15 protein-coding genes are annotated in these 17,086 nt (G+C 66.9%); 12 read left to right on the forward strand and 3 right to left on the reverse strand.

Features of this window, described 5'->3' with window-relative positions; genetic code table 11:
- Positions 1 to 112 precede the first annotated feature (112 nt).
- The 7 genes from cyoA to ACEN9H_RS14470 are packed head-to-tail and all read left to right on the forward strand — an operon-like array spanning position 113 to position 6,850.
- Complete coding sequence (gene cyoA, locus ACEN9H_RS14440) at positions 113 to 1,135, forward strand: ubiquinol oxidase subunit II (RefSeq protein ID WP_413675318.1); 1,023 nt, start codon at positions 113 to 115, stop codon at positions 1,133 to 1,135.
- A gap of 2 nt (positions 1,136 to 1,137) precedes the next feature.
- The gene (gene cyoB / locus ACEN9H_RS14445) at positions 1,138 to 3,141 is read left to right on the forward strand and encodes a cytochrome o ubiquinol oxidase subunit I (RefSeq protein ID WP_413675319.1); all 2,004 of its coding nucleotides are present in this window, start codon (positions 1,138 to 1,140) and stop codon (positions 3,139 to 3,141) included.
- A complete protein-coding gene (cyoC, locus tag ACEN9H_RS14450; protein ID WP_056132877.1) occupies positions 3,134 to 3,769 on the forward strand; it encodes a cytochrome o ubiquinol oxidase subunit III in 636 nt (211 codons plus the stop codon). The genes cyoB and cyoC overlap by 8 nt, the downstream gene beginning before the upstream one ends.
- Entirely contained in the window at positions 3,766 to 4,176 is a 411-nt protein-coding gene (cyoD, locus tag ACEN9H_RS14455; RefSeq protein WP_056132873.1) for a cytochrome o ubiquinol oxidase subunit IV, read from the forward strand. The genes cyoC and cyoD overlap by 4 nt, the downstream gene beginning before the upstream one ends.
- A complete protein-coding gene (locus ACEN9H_RS14460) occupies positions 4,176 to 4,979 on the forward strand; it encodes an SURF1 family protein (protein ID WP_413675320.1) in 804 nt (267 codons plus the stop codon). The genes cyoD and ACEN9H_RS14460 overlap by 1 nt, the downstream gene beginning before the upstream one ends.
- Before the next feature lie 13 nt (positions 4,980 to 4,992).
- Complete coding sequence (locus tag ACEN9H_RS14465; RefSeq protein WP_413675583.1) at positions 4,993 to 6,306, forward strand: ATP-binding protein; 1,314 nt, start codon at positions 4,993 to 4,995, stop codon at positions 6,304 to 6,306.
- Positions 6,296 to 6,850 (forward strand): response regulator transcription factor, encoded by a 555-nt coding sequence (locus ACEN9H_RS14470; protein WP_056132867.1) that lies wholly within the window; start codon positions 6,296 to 6,298, stop codon positions 6,848 to 6,850. Before ACEN9H_RS14465 ends, ACEN9H_RS14470 begins: the two co-directional genes overlap by 11 nt.
- Here the strand turns inward: ACEN9H_RS14470 and ACEN9H_RS14475 are convergent.
- Positions 6,843 to 8,483, reverse strand: coding sequence for an alpha-L-fucosidase (locus tag ACEN9H_RS14475; RefSeq protein WP_413675321.1), 1,641 nt, complete (start codon positions 8,481 to 8,483; stop codon positions 6,843 to 6,845). The two genes, ACEN9H_RS14470 and ACEN9H_RS14475, sit on opposite strands and share 8 nt — an antisense overlap.
- A gap of 111 nt (positions 8,484 to 8,594) precedes the next feature.
- Between ACEN9H_RS14475 and ACEN9H_RS14480 the strand changes: the two genes are divergently transcribed.
- A complete protein-coding gene (locus tag ACEN9H_RS14480) occupies positions 8,595 to 9,092 on the forward strand; it encodes a MarR family winged helix-turn-helix transcriptional regulator (RefSeq protein WP_413675322.1) in 498 nt (165 codons plus the stop codon).
- On the forward strand, positions 9,076 to 9,822 hold the full coding sequence (locus ACEN9H_RS14485) for a class I SAM-dependent methyltransferase (protein WP_413675323.1): 747 nt from the start codon (positions 9,076 to 9,078) through the stop codon (positions 9,820 to 9,822). Before ACEN9H_RS14480 ends, ACEN9H_RS14485 begins: the two co-directional genes overlap by 17 nt.
- A gap of 34 nt (positions 9,823 to 9,856) precedes the next feature.
- Here the strand turns inward: ACEN9H_RS14485 and ACEN9H_RS14490 are convergent, their stop codons facing one another.
- Positions 9,857 to 10,621, reverse strand: a complete 765-nt coding sequence (locus ACEN9H_RS14490; RefSeq protein WP_413675324.1) for a ZIP family metal transporter — start codon at positions 10,619 to 10,621, stop codon at positions 9,857 to 9,859.
- Positions 10,622 to 10,736: 115 nt separating this feature from the next.
- Here ACEN9H_RS14490 and ACEN9H_RS14495 point away from each other — a divergent pair, with 115 nt between their 5' ends.
- Complete coding sequence (locus tag ACEN9H_RS14495) at positions 10,737 to 12,128, forward strand: metallophosphoesterase family protein (RefSeq protein ID WP_413675325.1); 1,392 nt, start codon at positions 10,737 to 10,739, stop codon at positions 12,126 to 12,128.
- Between the two features lie 145 nt (positions 12,129 to 12,273).
- Here ACEN9H_RS14495 and ACEN9H_RS14500 read toward each other — a convergent pair whose 3' ends face one another.
- Complete coding sequence (locus ACEN9H_RS14500; protein WP_413675326.1) at positions 12,274 to 12,774, reverse strand: MarR family winged helix-turn-helix transcriptional regulator; 501 nt, start codon at positions 12,772 to 12,774, stop codon at positions 12,274 to 12,276.
- A 77-nt stretch (positions 12,775 to 12,851) separates the two neighbouring features.
- On the opposite strand from ACEN9H_RS14500, the gene ACEN9H_RS14505 reads away from it, so the two are divergent.
- Together ACEN9H_RS14505 and ACEN9H_RS14510 are read left to right on the forward strand one after the other, a co-directional pair.
- The gene (locus ACEN9H_RS14505; RefSeq protein ID WP_413675327.1) at positions 12,852 to 14,189 is read left to right on the forward strand and encodes a chloride channel protein; all 1,338 of its coding nucleotides are present in this window, start codon (positions 12,852 to 12,854) and stop codon (positions 14,187 to 14,189) included.
- A 52-nt stretch (positions 14,190 to 14,241) separates the two neighbouring features.
- Positions 14,242 to 17,076 carry an EAL domain-containing protein gene (locus tag ACEN9H_RS14510; protein ID WP_413675328.1) on the forward strand — a complete coding sequence of 945 codons (2,835 nt, stop codon included), beginning with the start codon at positions 14,242 to 14,244 and terminating at the stop codon, positions 17,074 to 17,076.
- Positions 17,077 to 17,086 lie beyond the last annotated feature (10 nt).

The raw sequence follows: 17,086 nt of genomic DNA on the forward strand, positions 1-17,086 counted from the left end.
CTCTGAAATGCTGCAATACGGTAAAGGGTAGGACAAAACGTCCAATCGCCAAACGCACGCCGTTGGCGTTACATTAGCATGTTATTTTTCCCATGTAACGTAAAACACAAGCATGATTCCAAAGACCCTCCGTCGCGGAATGTTCCTCTCCCCCCTGTTAGCGCTGCTTTCCGGCTGTAACACGGTGGTGATGAACCCTTCCGGCGACATCGCCAAGCAAGAGGCGCAACTGATCATCGTTTCGGTGATCCTGATGCTGCTGATCATCGTTCCCGTCATGTTCCTGATCATCTGGTTCGCGTACAAGTACCGCGCCAGCAACAAGGAAGCCGCCTATGAACCGGACTGGGACCACTCGACCAAGCTGGAACTCGTCATCTGGGGCGCGCCCCTGCTGATCATCATCGTGCTGGGTCTCGTGACCTGGATCTCGACGCACAAGCTGGATCCGTATCGTCCGCTGGACCGCATCGCCGATGGGCGTCCGATCCCGGCGTCCGCGAAGCCGCTGGTCATCCAGGCCGTGGCGATGGACTGGAAATGGCTGTTCATCTATCCGGAGCAGGGCATCGCGACGGTCAATGAACTGGTCGTGCCGGTCGACGTGCCCGTGCGCTTCAAGATCAGCGCGACTTCCGTCATGAATGCGTTCTATGTGCCGGAACTGGCGGGCATGATCTACGCGATGCCGGGCATGGAAACGACGCTGAACGCGGTCCAGAACAAGCCGATCCAGTCGATCGGCTTCTCGTCGAACTACAGCGGCGCCGGCTATTCCGACATGCGCTTCTCGTACCGTGGCGTGCCCCAGGGCGACTTCGACGGCTGGGTCCAGTCGGTCAAGTCCGCCGGCGCCAACCTCGATCGCGCAGGGTACCTGACGCTCGAAAAGCCGAGCATCAAGGAGCCGGTGCACCACTACGCGGCGGTCGACAACGACCTGTTCTATCGAGTCCTGAACCGTTGCGTCGCCGACGGCGCCGTCTGCATGGACAAGATGATGAACGACGACGCGAAGAAGGCCCGTGAAATGGCCATGCTGCGCCACGCGCCCCAACAAGCGGCAGCGACCCGCCTGGCCCAGGCCAATGGCGAGGTCTGCACCACGCCCAATGATCCTGTGAAGAAGAAGTAATCATGCACGAGCAATTTGACTTAGCGAAGTTGATCTTCGGTCGGCTCAGCTGGGAAGCGATTCCCTACCACGAGCCGATCCTGATCGGTACCTTTATCATGGTGGCGCTGGGCGGTATCGTCCTCCTGGCCGCGCTCACCAAGTTCAAGCTGTGGGGCTATCTCTGGAACGAGTGGTTCACCAGCATCGACCACAAGAAGATCGGCATCATGTACATGATCCTCGGTCTGATCATGTTCCTGCGCGGCTTCGCGGACGCGCTGATGATGCGCGCCCAGCAGGCGTTCTCGTTCGGCGATTCGCACGGCTTCCTGCCGCCGCACCACTACGACCAGGTCTTCACCGCCCACGGCGTGATCATGATCTTCTTCGTGGCGATGCCGTTCGTGACGGGCCTGATGAACTACGTCGTGCCGCTGCAGATCGGCGCCCGTGACGTGGCCTTCCCGTTCCTGAACAACTTCTCGTTCTGGATGACGACCGCGGGCGCGATCCTCGTGATGGCGTCGCTGTTCGTCGGCGAATTCGCCCGTACCGGCTGGCTGGCGTACCCGCCGCTGTCCGGCATCCTGGCGAGTCCGGACGTGGGCGTCGACTACTACATCTGGTCATTGCAGGTGGCGGGTGTCGGCACATTGCTGTCAGGCGTGAACCTGGTCGTCACCATCATCAAGATGCGCGCCCCGGGCATGGACCTGATGAAGATGCCGGTGTTCACCTGGACCGCCCTGTGCACCAACATCCTGATCGTGATGGCCTTCCCGATCCTGACCGCGACCCTGGCCATGCTCGGCCTGGACCGCCTGTTCGACACGCACTTCTTCACGAACGAACTGGGCGGCAACGCCATGATGTACGTGAACCTGATCTGGATCTGGGGCCACCCCGAGGTCTACATCCTGGTGCTGCCGGCCTTCGGCATCTACTCGGAAGTCGTCGCGACGTTCTGCAACAAGCGCCTGTTCGGCTACACCTCGATGGTGTACGCGACGGTCGTGATCATGGTCCTCTCGTACCTCGTGTGGCTGCACCACTTCTTCACGATGGGTTCGGGCGCGAGCGTGAACTCGTTCTTCGGCATCACCACGATGATCATCTCGATCCCGACGGGCGCGAAGATCTTCAACTGGCTGTTCACCATGTACAAGGGCCGCATCCGCTATGAACTGCCGATGATGTGGACCGTGTCGTTCATGATCACCTTCATCATCGGCGGCATGACCGGCGTGATGCTGGCGGTGCCGTCGGCCGACTTCGTGCTGCACAACTCGCTGTTCCTGATCGCCCACTTCCACAACGTCATCATCGGCGGCGTGCTGTTCGGCCTGTTCGCGGGCGTGAACTACTGGTGGCCGAAGATGTTCGGCTTCAAGCTGGACCGTAAATGGGGCGTGTACTCGTTCTGGCTGTGGTCGATCGGCTTCTGGGTCGCGTTCACCCCGCCGTACATCCTGGGCTTCATGGGCGTGACCCGTCGCATGAGCCACTTCGACGATCCGTCGATCCACTGGCTGTTCAATATCTCGCTGCTGGGCACCCTGATGATCGCCGCCGGTATCGGCTGCCTGCTGATGCAGATCGTCGTGTCGATCCTGAACCGCAAGGAACTGGCCGACGTGACGGGCGACCCGTGGGGCGGCCGTACGCTGGAATGGTCGACGTCGTCGCCGCCGCCGGACTACAACTTCGCGTTCACCCCGGTCGTGCACGACAACGATTCGTGGGCCGACATGAAGAAGAACGGCTACCTGCGTCCGCTGAAGGACTTCGTGGCGATCCACATGCCGAAGAACACCTGGGCCGGTCCGGTCATCCCGGGCATCACGTTCGTGATGGCGTTCGGCATCATCTGGCACATGTGGCTGCTGGTCGGCGTGACGTTCTTCGCCATGCTCGCCGTCGCCATCTACCACACCTTCGATTACAAACGCGACTTCTACATCCCGGCGGACGAAGTGACCCGTACGGAAGAAGAACGCACCCGTTTGCTGGAAGCCCATGTCTGAGATTAACGTAACCCACGCCGGCGCCGCGAGCGCCGACCCGAGCTCGCGCTATTACGTGCGCGAGCACCATCCGGAGAACGGCACGCTGCTGGGCTTCTGGATCTACCTGATGAGCGACTGCCTCATCTTCGCCTGCCTGTTCGCGACCTATGCGGTCCTGGGCCGCAACTACGCGGGCGGCCCGTCGGGCGCCGAGATCTTCGAGCTGCCGACCGTCGCACTGAACACGGCGTTCCTGCTGTTCTCGTCGATCACGTATGGCTTCGCCATGCTGACCGCGCAGAAGAAGAACGTCAAAGGCACGCTCCTCTGGCTCGCCGTCACCGGCGTGCTGGGCGCCTGCTTCCTGTACCTCGAACTGGACGAGTTCGCGCACCTGATCCACGAAGGCTTCGGCCCGTGGCGCTCGGGCTTCCTGACCGCGTTCTTCTCGCTGGTCGGCACGCACGGCCTGCACGTGACCTTCGGTATCGTCTGGCTCGTCACGCTGATGTTCCAGGTCGGTAAGCACGGCATCAACGGTGCCAACTACCGCCGCCTCGCCTGCCTGTCGATGTTCTGGCACTTCCTGGACGTCATCTGGATCGGCGTGTTCACCTATGTTTACCTGATGGGAGTACTGCCATGAGCGATCTGCATCATCACGATCATGGCCACGGTCATGGTCACCACGACGACGACCACCTGCACGCCCACGGCAGCTTCAAGGATTACACGATCGGTTTCATCCTGTCCGTGATCCTGACGGCGATCCCGTTCTGGCTGGTGATGACCCACCAGCTGGCACCGGGCACCACGAAGTTCGTGATCCTCGGCTTCGCCGCGGTCCAGGTCGTCGTGCACATGGTCTACTTCCTGCACATGAACTCGAAGTCGGAAGGCGGCTGGAACATGATGGCGCTGATCCTCACGGCCATCCTGCTGTTCATCGTCCTGACCGGTTCTGTCTGGGTCATGTACCACATGAACGCCAACATGATGCCCAACATGGGCAATGACGGCAGTTCGGTACACGGCATGCACGACATGCAGTAATGGCGAGGGACGATCGCGCAGCGCCGGCGGGCCGGCGCCGGGGGTTCTCCCTGTTGCTGGCAGTGTTGGCGCTGCTGCTGATCGTCCTCTTCGCGGGTCTGGGCACCTGGCAGGTCTATCGCCTGCAATGGAAACTGGACCTCATCGCACGCGTGGAAGCACGCGTGCACGCCGCCCCGGCGCCGGTGCCATCGCGCACACGCTGGGCCGGCATCACCCCCGAATCCGACGAGTACCGCCGCGTGACACTGCACGGTACTTATCTCTACGATCTCACCACCCCCGTCCAGGCGCTGACCGAATCCGGCAGCGGCTACTGGCTGCTCACGCCCATGTGCACGGCGGATGGGACCATCGTCCTCGTCAACCGCGGCTTCATTCCCGCCGAACTGGGCGCACGCACGCGCTACACGCCGCAACGCGTCACGGGAAATCCGTGCGCGAACGCGGGGCCGGCGGCCGACGTCACGGGTCTCCTGCGGACGAGCGAACGGAATGGCGCGTTCACGCGCACGAACGACCCGGCGCAGAACCGCTGGTACACCCGCGACGTGGCCGCGATCGCAGCGGCGCGCGGGCTCGCTGGATTTCACCCCGCGCCGTTCTTCGTCGACGCCGCCGCCAGGCAGAACCCGCCGGACAGCCCCGACCAGCCCGTCGGCGGCCTCACCGTCGTCAAATTTCCGAATAGTCACCTCGTGTACGCGTTCACTTGGTATGCTCTCGCCTTGATGGTGGCCGCCGCCTGGTGGTGGGTCGCCCGCCGCGGCAACGACAGCGAGAATGATGAACGACACGACTGACCTGCTGAAACGCATGTTCGAACGGGGCGCGGACAACGCCGCCGCCGTCGAATACGTCGCCGGCCACAAGAACATGCTGCAGCTGATCGAGCTGCGCTGGATCGCCGTCATCGGCCAGATCACGACCATCGCCGGCGCGATCCTCGTCTTCGACGTGCGCCTGCCGCTCGTGCAGATGCTCGAGGTGCTCGCGTGCCTCATCGCCTTCAACATCGCCAGCCACTTGCGCTGGCACGAACACCGCCCCGTCACGAACAACGAGCTGTTCCTCGCGCTGCTCGTCGACGTGGCCAGCCTCACGATGCAGCTGTACCTGGCCGGCGGGACGACGAATCCGTTCGCGTTCCTGTACCTGCTGCAGGTGATCCTGTCGGCCGTGCTGCTGGAAGCGTGGTCGACGTGGACCATCGTCGCCATCACGCTCGCGTGCCTGGCCGGCCTGTCCGTGTTCGCGAAACCGCTCGCGCTGCCGTTCGATCACGCGCGCGGCATCTCCAGCCTGTACGTGCAGGGCATGCTGATCTGCTTCACGCTGAACGCAGCGCTGCTCGTCGTGTTCATCTCGCGCATCACGAACACGCTGAAAGCGAAAGCGGCCCAGCTGGCGGACCTGAGACAGCGCGCGGCCGAGGAAGACCACATCGTGCGCATGGGCCTCCTCGCGTCCGGCGCCGCGCACGAACTGGGCACGCCGCTCGCCACGTTGTCCGTGATCCTGGGCGACTGGAAGCGCATGCGCGAATTCAAGGCGAACCCCGACCTGCTGGAAGAGATCACGGAGATGGAGACGCAGCTGAAGCGCTGCAAATCCATCGTCAGCGGCATCCTGCTGTCGGCCGGCGAGACGCGCGGGGAATCGGCCGCGCGCACGACCATCCGCGGCTTCCTCGACAAGCTCGTCGCGGACTGGCAGCACAGCCGCCCCGTGCGCGACTTCGACTACCGCAACCGGATCGAACACGACCTGCCGGTCGCCTTCGACTCCGCCCTGAAACAAACGATCGACAACGTGCTGGACAACGCGCTCGAAGCCTCGCCCGACTGGGTCGGCGTGGAGGCGGGCGTCGCCGACGGCACGCTCGTGCTGACCGTGCTCGATCGCGGCCCCGGCTTCGCGCCGGCGATGCTGGCGCAGTTCGGCAAGCCTTACCAGTCCAGCAAGGGCCGTCCCGGCGGCGGCCTGGGCCTGTTCCTCGTCGTGAACGTGGCCCGCACCCTGGGCGGCACCGTGCAGGCCGTGAATCGGCCGGAAGGCGGCGCCGCCGTCACGCTGACATTGCCGCTGTCCGCGATCGCGCTCGACAAGGAACCCGTACATGTCCATTGAAGACGACAACGAAGAAGACCGCCTGCTCTTGATCATCGAGGACGACGACGCGTTCGCGCGCACCCTCGGCCGATCGTTCGAACGGCGCGGCTACCGGGTGCTGCAGGCGCCGGGCCTCGACGAAGCGCAGGAACTGCTGAAGGAACATTCGCCGGACTATGCCGTCGTCGACCTCAAGCTGAAGGGCAACAGCTCCGGCCTCGCGTGCGTGCAGATGCTGCATGCGCACGACCCGGACATGCAGATCGTCGTGCTGACGGGCTTTGCCAGCATCGGCACGGCCGTCGAGGCGATCAAGCTCGGTGCGCGGCAGTATCTCGCGAAGCCGTCGAACACGGACGACATCGAGGCCGCCTTCGGCCACGTCGCCGGCAACACGGAGCTGGAACTGACGAACCGCACCACGTCGATCAAGACGCTGGAATGGGAGCGCATCCACGCCGTGCTGGCCGAGACGGACTTCAATATTTCGGAAGCAGCGCGCCGGCTCGGCATGCACCGCCGCACATTGGCGCGCAAGCTGGAAAAGCAGCGCGTCAAGTAAGCACTTTCAAGGCAAACGCATACGGCAGGGCGGGTGCCGCGGCGGGCAGCGTCACTTTCAACCCGTCCGCCGCCTGGCGGAACGCGAGCGGCGCGCCGCTGCCGACGAGTTCGACCCGCGCGACCGGCTTCTTCAGGTGCCCGGCCGCCGTGCCCATTGCGGCGATCCCGAGCTCGCGCCCGGCGGGCCAGCCCATCACGAACGCATGGACGGCATCGCCTTTCGCCGTGAAGCGGATGTCGGCGGCCGTGAGCGGCGCGCTCTTCCCCTCGTTCATGCCCTGGTCCGTCAGCGGCGCCGTCCGGTGCTGCGCGGGACCTTCGCCGAACACGGCCCATGGCCGCGTGTCGTAAATCGCTTCGCCGTGCACGGCCATCCAGCGGCCGATCTCCTCGACGATCGCCTGTTCCTTTTCGTCGATGGTGCCGTTGCCCCGCACGGGCACGCTGAGCAGGAGATTGCCGTTCTTGCTGACGATGTCGACCAGCATGTGCACGACCGTCTGCGCGCTCTTGTACTCGTTGCGCTCATAGCCCGGGCGCGAATAATGCCAGCCGCCGATGCAGGTGCACGTCTGCCAGGGCAGCGGTTCGATCGCGTTGCTCTGGCCGCGCTCGATGTCCCACACGAGGGAACGGCGCTGGCGTTCGTCGAGCATCTTGCCGTTGATGACCGCTTCCAGCCGGCCGCGCGTGGCGATGCTGCGGTTGTACATGTGCGCGGCGATGCGCAGGCCCGCGTCGCTGAACGGCCAGAAGGGCAGGGCGGTGTCGTCGAAGTAGACCAGGTCCGGGTCGTACTTGTCGATCAGGTCGATGGTGCGGTCATGGAAGTTGTCGACGTAGCGCCGCGACGGCAGCGTGGCCCCGCCGCCCCAGTCCCACTGCGCACCCCATTCGGCCGGCTTCGTGGTCTTGCGGCTGAGCGGATGCGCCTGCGCGTACAACGCCTGCGGATCCAGGCCTTCCCACCACTGGCCCTTGCCGGCGGCCGCGGTGAGCACGCCGTCGTACGGGACGCCGGCGTATGGCCCCGCCTTGTCCGCGCCCTGGGCCACTTCGTACCAGGTCCACGCGTGGGCCGCGTGGACGCTGACGCCGAAGCGCAGGCCCTGCGCGCGCGCCGCCTTCGCCCAGCCGGCGATCAGGTCCTTCTTCGGCCCGATGCGTGTCGAATTCCAGTCGGGCTGGAAGCGGCTGTCGTACAGGTCGAAATTGTCGTGGTGGTTCGCGAGCGCGACGAAGTAGCGGGCGCCCGCCTTGCGGTAGAGGGCGAGCAGGGCGTCCGGGTCCCATTGCGCCGCCTGCCATTGCCGGATCACGTCCTTGAAGCCGAACTTCGACGGGTGGCCGTATTCCTGCAGGTGGTGGCGGTACGCGCCGCTGCCTTCCTTGTACATATTGCGCGCGTACCAGTCGCCGAATTCCGGCTCGCACTGCGGACCCCAGTGGGCCCAGATGCCGAACTTCGCATTCCGGAACCAGTCCGGCGTGCGGTACGCGGCCAGCGAATCCCAGTCCGGCTTGAAAGGGCCGGGGGCGTTCGCCGCCAGCGCGGACCGCGGCAGGAGGGCGCTTGCGGCAAAGCCCGGCACGGTGGCGGCCAACCCGGCCAGGACCTGGCGTCGTTTCATGATGTCTCCGTGATGATGTCGTTATCGATAACAGCGCTGGTCAGTGTACGTTATTGGTTTTGAACAATCAATGGATTTGCAAATCCATTAGCGCTAATGTATATTCCACCCATGGATACCAGACAGAATCCCGGACTCGGCGAACTGCTCCGCTACGTCAGCGAACTGATCGAGCAGGGCGCGGACGCGCAGTACCGGGCACTTAGCTTGAATTACCGGGCCAGGTACACGCCCGTGCTGCGGGCCCTGCGGGCCGGCGCGCAGACGGTGACGGACATCACCGGGCGTACCCGCCTGACGCAGGGCGCGATCAGCCAGACCGTGGCGCTGCTCGAAGCGGACGGGCTCGTGTCCCGCCACGCGCTCGACGACGGGCGCAAGAGCGGCATCCGCTTGACGGCAGCGGGCATCGCCCTCGTCGGCCGGCTCGAGCGGCACTGGACGGCGACCTTCGCGGCAATCGACCGGCTCGAAGAGGACATCGGCTATCCGGTCAGGCAAGTCCTGGTGGCCATGGCCGAAGCGCTCGAGCGCGAAGACTTTTCGGCGCGCGTCATGGCGGCCAGGACCGAACTCGAAGAGGAGAATACGCATGTCGATCACACGTAACTGGTTCGAACAGGACGGTCGCGCCTACGCCCGTTTCCGGCCCGAGTATCCGCAGCGGCTCGCGTCGTTCCTGGCCGCGGCGGCGCCGGATCACCGTCTCGCCGTCGACGTCGGATGCGGCAATGGCCAGCTCACGCAGCTGCTGGCACCTTACTTCGACAAGGTCGTCGGGATCGATCCCAGCGCGGACCAGATCGCGAACGCGATCCCGAACGAGCGCATCGATTATCGCTGCGCGCCGGCGGAACGCCTGCCGTTGCCGGATGCGAGCGCGAGCCTCATCACCGCCGCGCAGGCCGCGCACTGGTTCGACCTGGCCGCATTCCATGGCGAGGTGCGGCGGGTCGCCGTACCCGGGGCGACGGTGGCACTCATCAGCTACGGCGTGCTCAGCCTGGAACCGGCGCTCGACGCGCGCTTCCAGGCATTCTATCGGGACGAGATCGGGCCGTACTGGCCGGCGGAGCGCAAGCTGGTTGATTCGGGCTACGCGACCCTCGCGTTCCCGTTCGAGGAACTCGCGCCGCCGGCGCTGGACATCCGCGTCGAGTGGCATCTGTTCGAATTCCTGGGCTATGTGATGACCTGGTCCGCCGTGCGCAGCGCGAAAGAGGCGGGTCGGGAGGACTTGTTGATGGCCTTCGCCAACGACATCGGGGCGGCGTGGGGCGATCCCGACCGCAAACGGCCCGTGCGCTGGCCCATCAACATGCGGATCGGACGCGTGTGACGCGTCACGCATTCAAACGTGCAGGCTCACCGGGTCAGCCGCCGAGCTTGCTGAGCGCGAACGCCGCCAGGAAGCCGGCGACCGTGATGAGGCCCGCGAAGTCATGGGCGACCTCGAAGGCTTCCGGGATCATCGTATCGACCAGCATGGCGAGGATCGCGCCGGCCGCGACGGCGGTGGTGGCCGCGATGACGGCCGGAGAGAAATCCTGGAACACCGTGTAGCCGACCAGCGACGCAATGCCGGAGGCGAGGGCGATGCCGCCCCAGATGCCGAAGACGTAGGCCGCCGAGCGGCCCGCCTTCTTCATGCCGGCCGCGCTGGACAGGCCTTCCGGCACGTTGGAGAGAAATATGGCGCCGACCGCCACGGTGCTGACGGCGCCGCCGCCCAGCATCGACAGGCCGATCACGATCGATTCGGGGATGCCGTCGAGGAGGGCGCCGACGGCGATGGCGACGCCGCTGCCGCTGTCCTCGGATTCGGACGGCTGCTGCGCGCCGGACCGCTTGCGATGCTGCGCGCCCTTGCGCGACAGCACCCAGTTGGCGGCCGTGTAGACGGCCGCGCCGCCGAGGAAGCCGACCGCCATCGAGTCGAAGCCGCCCCGGTCGTAGGCTTCCGCGATCAGCTCGAAGGACAGGGCCGAGATCAGGACGCCGCTGCCGAAGGCCATGATCGCGGCGATCAGCCGGCGCGGCACGTCGAACTTGTAGCCGGCCACGGCGCCCAGCACGAGCGCGCCGCCGGCCACGAGTCCCCAGAACCCGGCCTGCGCCCACATCGGTATGCCCTGCATCCGCGTCCTCCGTCACGCATCGATACGACGATCATAGCCGGACGGAGGGCAGGGGCGGCGTACGTTACCGGCGCGGCGCAGCTGTGGTAGATTGCCGACTTTGCCCGGACCATCCATGATCCATCCGATCCTCCGGCCGCTCGCCGCCGCCGCCGTCCTGGCAGGCTGCGCGAGCCTGCCGTCCGAACCGCCGCCGAATGCAGCCTTCGTCGTGCTGGGCGCAGAGGGCGCCCCGATCGCCCGAGCCATCACCACCGCTGCCACCTGTCCCGCGATCACGATCGACGGCCGTACGGCGACCATGGCCGTGCGCGCCCCGCATGGCCCGATCCCGCTGCGCGGCAAGCACTTCAGCGCGAGCTTCCATCCGGATGCCGTGTCGACCCCGGTGCTGTCGTGCGAGACCCCGCTTCCGGCCGGCGTCAAACAGGTGAGCGTGGCGGGCCAGCCGCTGCCGCTGCCGGCGGCGGAGCCGACACGCATCGTCGTGATCGGGGACACGGGCTGCCGCCTGAAGGGCAAGGAATTCCAGGACTGTAACGACCCACGGGCGTACCCGTTCGCGCGTGTGGCCGCGAGTGCGGCCGCGTGGAAGCCGGACCTCGTCGTGCACGTGGGCGATTTTCATTATCGCGAAGACCCATGTCCGGCGGACCGTCCCGGCTGCGCGGGCAGTCCGTACGGCTATGGCTGGGACGCCTGGAACGCGGATTTCTTCGCGCCCGCGCGCACGTTGCTGGCCGCGGCGCCGTGGGTGATCGCGCGCGGCAACCACGAGTCGTGCGCGCGCGGCGGGCAGGGATGGTGGCGCTTCCTCGACGCCCACGCCTACGACCCGGCCGCGAACTGCGACGACCCGGCGACGGACGAACGGGCAGACTATGCGGACCCGTATGCGGTGCCTTTGGGCGACGGCGCGCAACTGATCGTGTTCGACAGCGCGAACACGAACTGGCGCGGATTCAAGCCGGGCGACCCGGCCATCGCCCGCTACACGGACACGTGGCGCAAGGTCGCGGAGCTGGCCCGCCGCCAGCGCTACAACATCGCCGTCGACCACCATCCGCTGTACGCCTACGGCGCGTCGCGCGATGCGCGCACCGGCGCCGTCACGCTGTTCGGCGGCGACGCCGGGCTCACGCAGGTGTTCGGCGCGCTCGATCCACGCCTGCTGCCGGCGACCATAGCCGTCCTGCTGTCCGGCCACGTGCACCTGTGGGAGCAGACGAGTTTTACCAGCGATCACCCGACCCAGTTCGTCGCGGGTTTCGCCGGCACTGCGGAAGACATCGTCCCGCTGCCGAGGACGCCGCCCGCCGGGCAGACGCCGGCGCCGGGTGCGGTGCTTGAGGCGATGAGTTCATGGATCGACGGCTTCGGTTTCATGACGATGGAGAGAACGGGGCCGGATGCGTGGCGCGTGATCGTCCACGACCGCGACGGCAAGGAACGTAATACCTGCACGGTGGAGGGCCGGCATTCCCGCTGCGCCGTACCGCAGGTCTGATGTATTGCCACAAATGTGATTGCCTTCAATACACGTTTTATGTGACAATGTACCTGTGAGCGGGGTTGCTGTTGCAGCCTTCGCGATCAGCGATGAGGATACAATGTATCTCTTGGAGCCCGTGGCTTGCCGCGGGCTTCTTTTTTTACATTTGCGACAACATCACGTTCGCACTGGTTTCATCCGCCTCGAGCAGGGCAATCAGCTTGGACAGGTCGTGTTCCAGCCGCGCCAGCGTGTCGGCATCGAGCGCGGACAGGGCGTCCGGCAGCACGCCGGTGAAGGGCAGGGGCGCGCTGCGCAGGACGTCCGCGCCCGCCGGCTGGATGCGCAGCGACACGCTGCGACGGTCCGTGCCTTCGCGGCTCGTGGCCACGAGGCGGCGCTCGACGAGGCTCTTGATCAGGTTGCTGGCGGTGGACTGGTGGATGTCCAGCTCGCGCGCCAGGTCCGTTACGCCGATGCCGGGACGGCGGTCGATGACGGACAGTGCCCACAGCTGGGCGCCGCCGACGCCCGCTTCGCGCTCGACCTGGCGGAAATGGGTTTTGACGGAATTGAAGACGACGCGGAACTGGCGCAGCACGCGGGTGGACGGCGCCGGGGACGGCTCGGAAGCCGCATTGGTTTCGGAAGACGAGGACATGCAAGAATGATAGCGGAAAACCCGAAGGGCCGCCGGAATATGATATCCAGGCAACCATATCGAAAGCGGGTCAAACCATGAACACGGCACCGGACCTGCGCCGTGAACTGGGCGACTGGCGCCTGTGGACCGTGCGCGGCATCGTCGTCCTGCTGTCCGCCGCGGCGGGCCTCACGGTCGTCGGTTTTACCTGGCTGGCCGAGGCGGCTTATGGCGGGTTCGCCGCGTTGCGCGCGTTCGCGTGGTGGAGCCCGCTCGTCTGGACCCCGCTGTGCACCGCCGCCGTCGTCTGGTGCACGCACCGCTTCGCACCCGGCGCGAGCGGCTCCGGCATCCCGCAGGTGATGGCCACGCTCGACACGAAGGTCGGGGAGGCCGAGCGCGGCCTGTTCGTCTCGCTGCGGCTGTCCGTGGCCAAGATCCTGCTGACAGCCGGCGGCCTGCTGGGCGGCCTGTCGCTCGGACGGGAAGGGCCGTCCGTGCAGATCGCGGCCGGCGTCATGCTGCAGGCGCGCCGCCTGATCCCGGCCGGCAGCGCCGTCGGGGTCCACGGGCTGCTCGTCGCCGGCGGCGCGGCGGGCATCGCCGCTGCGTTCAACACGCCGCTGGGCGGCGTCATGTTCGCCATCGAGGAACTGGCGCGGGCGCCGGAACAGCGCTCCAGCGGCCTGATCATCGCAGGCATCGTGCTGGCGGGCCTCGTCGCCGTTTCGGCACACGGCAACGGCGCGTATTTCGGCGTCATCCACGCGCCCGCCATCGGCATGGACCTCCTGCTGCCGGGCCTGCTCGTCGCCGTGCTGTCGGGCCTGGCGGGCGGGCTGTTCTCGCGCCTGATGATCGCGTCGCTGTCCGGCGCCAGTCCCGACCGCGTCAGCCGCTGGCGCGCGCGCCGGCCCGTGCTGTTCGCGGCCGCGTGCGGCCTCGGGGTCGCCCTGATCGGCATCGCGACGGGCGGCGCCGCGTTCGGTTCCGGCTACGCCACCACGCGCACCATGGTGGAGGGCAGCGCGGCAATGCCGTTCGCCTATGCGCCTTTCAAATTCCTCGCGACGTGGCTGACGACATGGTCCGGCGCCCCGGCCGGCATCTTCGCGCCGTCGCTCGCGATCGGCGCCGCGTTCGGCAACGACGTCGCGCTACTGTTGTACGGCATGCAGGTGCCGGCGCTGATCGCGCTGGGCATGGTCGGCTTTCTCGCGGCCGCCACGCAGGCGCCGCTGACGGCGTTCATCATCGTGATGGAGATGGTGGACGGCCACGCCATGGTACTGAGCCTGATGGCGTGCGCGCTGATCGCATTTGCCGTCGCGCGCCTGATCAGTCCGCCTCTTTATCCGACGCTCGCGCGGCTCCAGCTGGGCCGCATCCCGGCCCCGAACGTGGGGCCGGCACAGCCGCCGAAGGCAGACTGAAGCGGCACAGAAATAACCCACGCCCGCATGTCCAAATGCGCTAGGATGGGGCATGCTGACACGGAAAGTGCGCCTCGGCCACGCCCGCGCGCGGCCCCCGACTCCTGCCGCGGTGCTGACACTGCTGGCGGGACTGGGTCTTACTGCCGTGCTGGTCGTCGGGATGGTCAACGCGGAACGCGAACGGGCCCGCTCCGAATTCCTGCAGCGCGCGGAGATCCGCAACGCCACCGTGACGCGCAGCTTCGGCGACGCGCTCGACGTGCTGCGGGCGGCCAACGCCCTGTTTGCCTCCGTCGGCGTCGCCAGCCGCGACGAGTTCAGCGCCTTCACCCGGCCGCTGCTGGCCAGCCACCCGTACCTGCAGGCCGTCGTGTTCCACCGCATGGTGGCGAGCCATGAGCGCGCCGCGTTCGAAGCGGAGAACCAGCGCTTCCGGCCCGGCTTCGAGATCCGCGAACGCCGCGTGAACGGGAACAGGGTCACGCTCGTGCGCGCGGCGCCGCGCCCGCGCTACCTCGTCGTCGACTACATCGAGCCGATGGCCGGCAACGAGGTCACGCTCGGCTACGACGCCTTTTCGTTCGCCCAGCAGGGGTCCACGTTCATGCGCGCCATCGACACGGGCCAGCCGGCGTCCAGCCTCATGCTGCCGTTGCTGCAGCGCGGCGACCATCTCGGCTTCCTCTTGATGATGCCCGTGTACCGGCGCGGGGCGTCGCTCGCGAATGCGGCCGCGCGCAGCGCTGCGGCGCTGGGCGACACGGCCGTGGTGATCGACGTCGCCACGCTGGTCGGCACGACGCTCGCCAAATCCAATATGCTGGTGCGTAACGGGTTGAAGATCGAGCTGTTCGGCCCCGGCCTGGACGGCCCGCAACGCGCGTACCTCCATGATGCGCTCGACCGCACCAACCGCCCCGCCTGGCACGCGTGGCTCGGCGAGGCCGTCTTCACGAACCGCCACGCGTTCGAAGTGGCCGGCATGCCGTGGGAGCTGCGCGTCACCGGGCGCTCCAGCGAGATGGCGGGCAGCGCCGGCGCCCTCATCGCGCTCGTCCTCGGCTGCCTGGTGAGCATCGCCACGTCCGCTTACGTGCAAAGCCGGGTCAAGCGCACGCGCCGCATCGAGGCGCTCGTCGAAACCCGCACGGCCGACCTGCACGACGCCCTCGACGCCTTGCGGCTGTACCGGCGCGCCATCGACGCCAGCGCGAACGCCATCATCCTCGTGAGCGCGACGCGGCCCGGCTACCCCATCGAGTACGTGAACCCGGCGTTCGAGCGCATGCGCGGCGTGACGGCGTCCGAGGTGGTCGGGCGCGGCCTGCTCGACATGGGCAACCGCGAACCCGACCAGGCGGGCGTGGCCGAACTGCGCGCCGCCATCCGCGAGCGGCGCGAGGGCCACGTGTCGATGCGCCTGCTGCGGCGCGGCCGCGAGGACATGTATGCCGAGGTGTATATCGCGCCCGTCAACAACGAGGACGGCGTGACGACGCACTTCGTGATGGCGCAGTACGACGTGACGATGGCCAAGCGCTACGAGGCCGAGCTGGAGGCGCGCGCCCGCTTCGACACGCTGACGGGCCTCGCCAACCGCGCGCTGCTGCACGACCGCATCGACAACGCGATCAACCTCGCGGCAGGGCGCGCGACGGTGTGGGTGGCGGCGCTGGACCTCGACCACTTCAAGTTCGTCAACGATACGCTGGGCCACGACGCCGGCGACGAATTGCTGAAGGCCGCCGCACAGCGCATCAGCGCGGCCGTCGGGCGCACGGACACCGTGGCCCGCACGGGCGGCGACGAATTCGTGCTCGTGCTGCCGGGCCGCGACAACGAGTCCGACGCGGCGGCCACCGTCAACGCCGTGCTGCACGCGCTCGCCCACCCGCTCGAGCTGCATGGGCAGGACCTCGTCCTCACGGGCAGCGCCGGCCTGGCCGCGTTCCCGGCCGACGGCACCGACGCCGCCACCCTGATCCAGCACGCGGAAGTGGCCATGTACCGGTCCAAGGAACTGGGCCGCAACATGGTGCAGTTCTACATGCCGACGATGAATGCCCGCGCCCGCGAACGCCTCGCGCTGGAAGGCGCGCTGCGCAGCGCGCTCGTGCACGACGAATTCGAGCTGTACTACCAGCCGCAGGTCGACCTGGAGACCGGCGCCGTCGTCGGACTGGAGGCGCTGATCCGCTGGCGCCATCCGAGCATGGGCATGGTGCGGCCCGACCGCTTCATCAACCTGGCCGAGGAGACGGGCCTGATCGTCCCCATCGGCGCCTGGGTGCTGCGCACCGCGTGCCGCCAGAGCCGGGCGTGGCAGCACGCCGGACTGGGTCACCTGCGCATCGCGGTGAACCTGTCCGCGCGCCAGTTCGCCGAACCGAATCTCGTGCGCGAGATCGCCCGCGTGCTGGACGAGACGGGGCTGTCCGCCGCCTGCCTCGAAGTGGAGATCACGGAAAGCCTCGTGATGGGCGACGTGGAAAGTGCGATCCGCACGATGCGCGAACTGAAGCAGATGGGCGTGCAGCTGTCGATCGACGATTTCGGCACCGGCTATTCGAGCCTGTCGTACCTGCGCCGCTTTCCCGTGGACGTGCTCAAGATCGACCGCAGCTTCGTGCGCGACATCCCGTTCAGCGAGGACGACGCGGCGATGGTCGCGGCCATCATCGAGCTCGCGCGCGGCCTGCGCATGCGCGTGATCGCCGAGGGCGTGGAAACGGAAGCGCAACTGGACTACCTGCGCCGGCGCGGCTGCGACGAGGTGCAGGGGCACGTGTATGCACAGGCGGCGTCCGGCGCCGAGGTCGAGCGGCTGCTGCGCACGGGGCGCCACATGATACCGCACGACGCGAACGGTATGAGCGTGCGCTAACCGAAAGTCG

The sequence above is a fragment of the Massilia cellulosiltytica genome (genome assembly GCF_047325105.1).
Lineage (GTDB): Bacteria > Pseudomonadota > Gammaproteobacteria > Burkholderiales > Burkholderiaceae_D > Telluria > Telluria orientalis.

What these genes read in the sequence shown, in the direction of transcription:
- cyoA (WP_413675318.1), top strand. Translation starts at nt 113, where the DNA reads ATGATTCCAAAGACCCTCCGTCGCGGAATGTTCCTCTCCCCCCTGTTA.
- cyoB (WP_413675319.1), top strand. Translation starts at nt 1,138, where the DNA reads ATGCACGAGCAATTTGACTTAGCGAAGTTGATCTTCGGTCGGCTCAGC.
- cyoC (WP_056132877.1), top strand. Translation starts at nt 3,134, where the DNA reads ATGTCTGAGATTAACGTAACCCACGCCGGCGCCGCGAGCGCCGACCCG.
- cyoD (WP_056132873.1), top strand. Translation starts at nt 3,766, where the DNA reads ATGAGCGATCTGCATCATCACGATCATGGCCACGGTCATGGTCACCAC.
- ACEN9H_RS14460 (WP_413675320.1), top strand. Translation starts at nt 4,176, where the DNA reads ATGGCGAGGGACGATCGCGCAGCGCCGGCGGGCCGGCGCCGGGGGTTC.
- ACEN9H_RS14465 (WP_413675583.1), top strand. Translation starts at nt 4,993, where the DNA reads ATGTTCGAACGGGGCGCGGACAACGCCGCCGCCGTCGAATACGTCGCC.
- ACEN9H_RS14470 (WP_056132867.1), top strand. Translation starts at nt 6,296, where the DNA reads ATGTCCATTGAAGACGACAACGAAGAAGACCGCCTGCTCTTGATCATC.
- ACEN9H_RS14475 (WP_413675321.1), bottom strand. Translation starts at nt 8,483, where the DNA reads ATGAAACGACGCCAGGTCCTGGCCGGGTTGGCCGCCACCGTGCCGGGC.
- ACEN9H_RS14480 (WP_413675322.1), top strand. Translation starts at nt 8,595, where the DNA reads ATGGATACCAGACAGAATCCCGGACTCGGCGAACTGCTCCGCTACGTC.
- ACEN9H_RS14485 (WP_413675323.1), top strand. Translation starts at nt 9,076, where the DNA reads ATGTCGATCACACGTAACTGGTTCGAACAGGACGGTCGCGCCTACGCC.
- ACEN9H_RS14490 (WP_413675324.1), bottom strand. Translation starts at nt 10,621, where the DNA reads ATGCAGGGCATACCGATGTGGGCGCAGGCCGGGTTCTGGGGACTCGTG.
- ACEN9H_RS14495 (WP_413675325.1), top strand. Translation starts at nt 10,737, where the DNA reads ATGATCCATCCGATCCTCCGGCCGCTCGCCGCCGCCGCCGTCCTGGCA.
- ACEN9H_RS14500 (WP_413675326.1), bottom strand. Translation starts at nt 12,774, where the DNA reads ATGTCCTCGTCTTCCGAAACCAATGCGGCTTCCGAGCCGTCCCCGGCG.
- ACEN9H_RS14505 (WP_413675327.1), top strand. Translation starts at nt 12,852, where the DNA reads ATGAACACGGCACCGGACCTGCGCCGTGAACTGGGCGACTGGCGCCTG.
- ACEN9H_RS14510 (WP_413675328.1), top strand. Translation starts at nt 14,242, where the DNA reads ATGCTGACACGGAAAGTGCGCCTCGGCCACGCCCGCGCGCGGCCCCCG.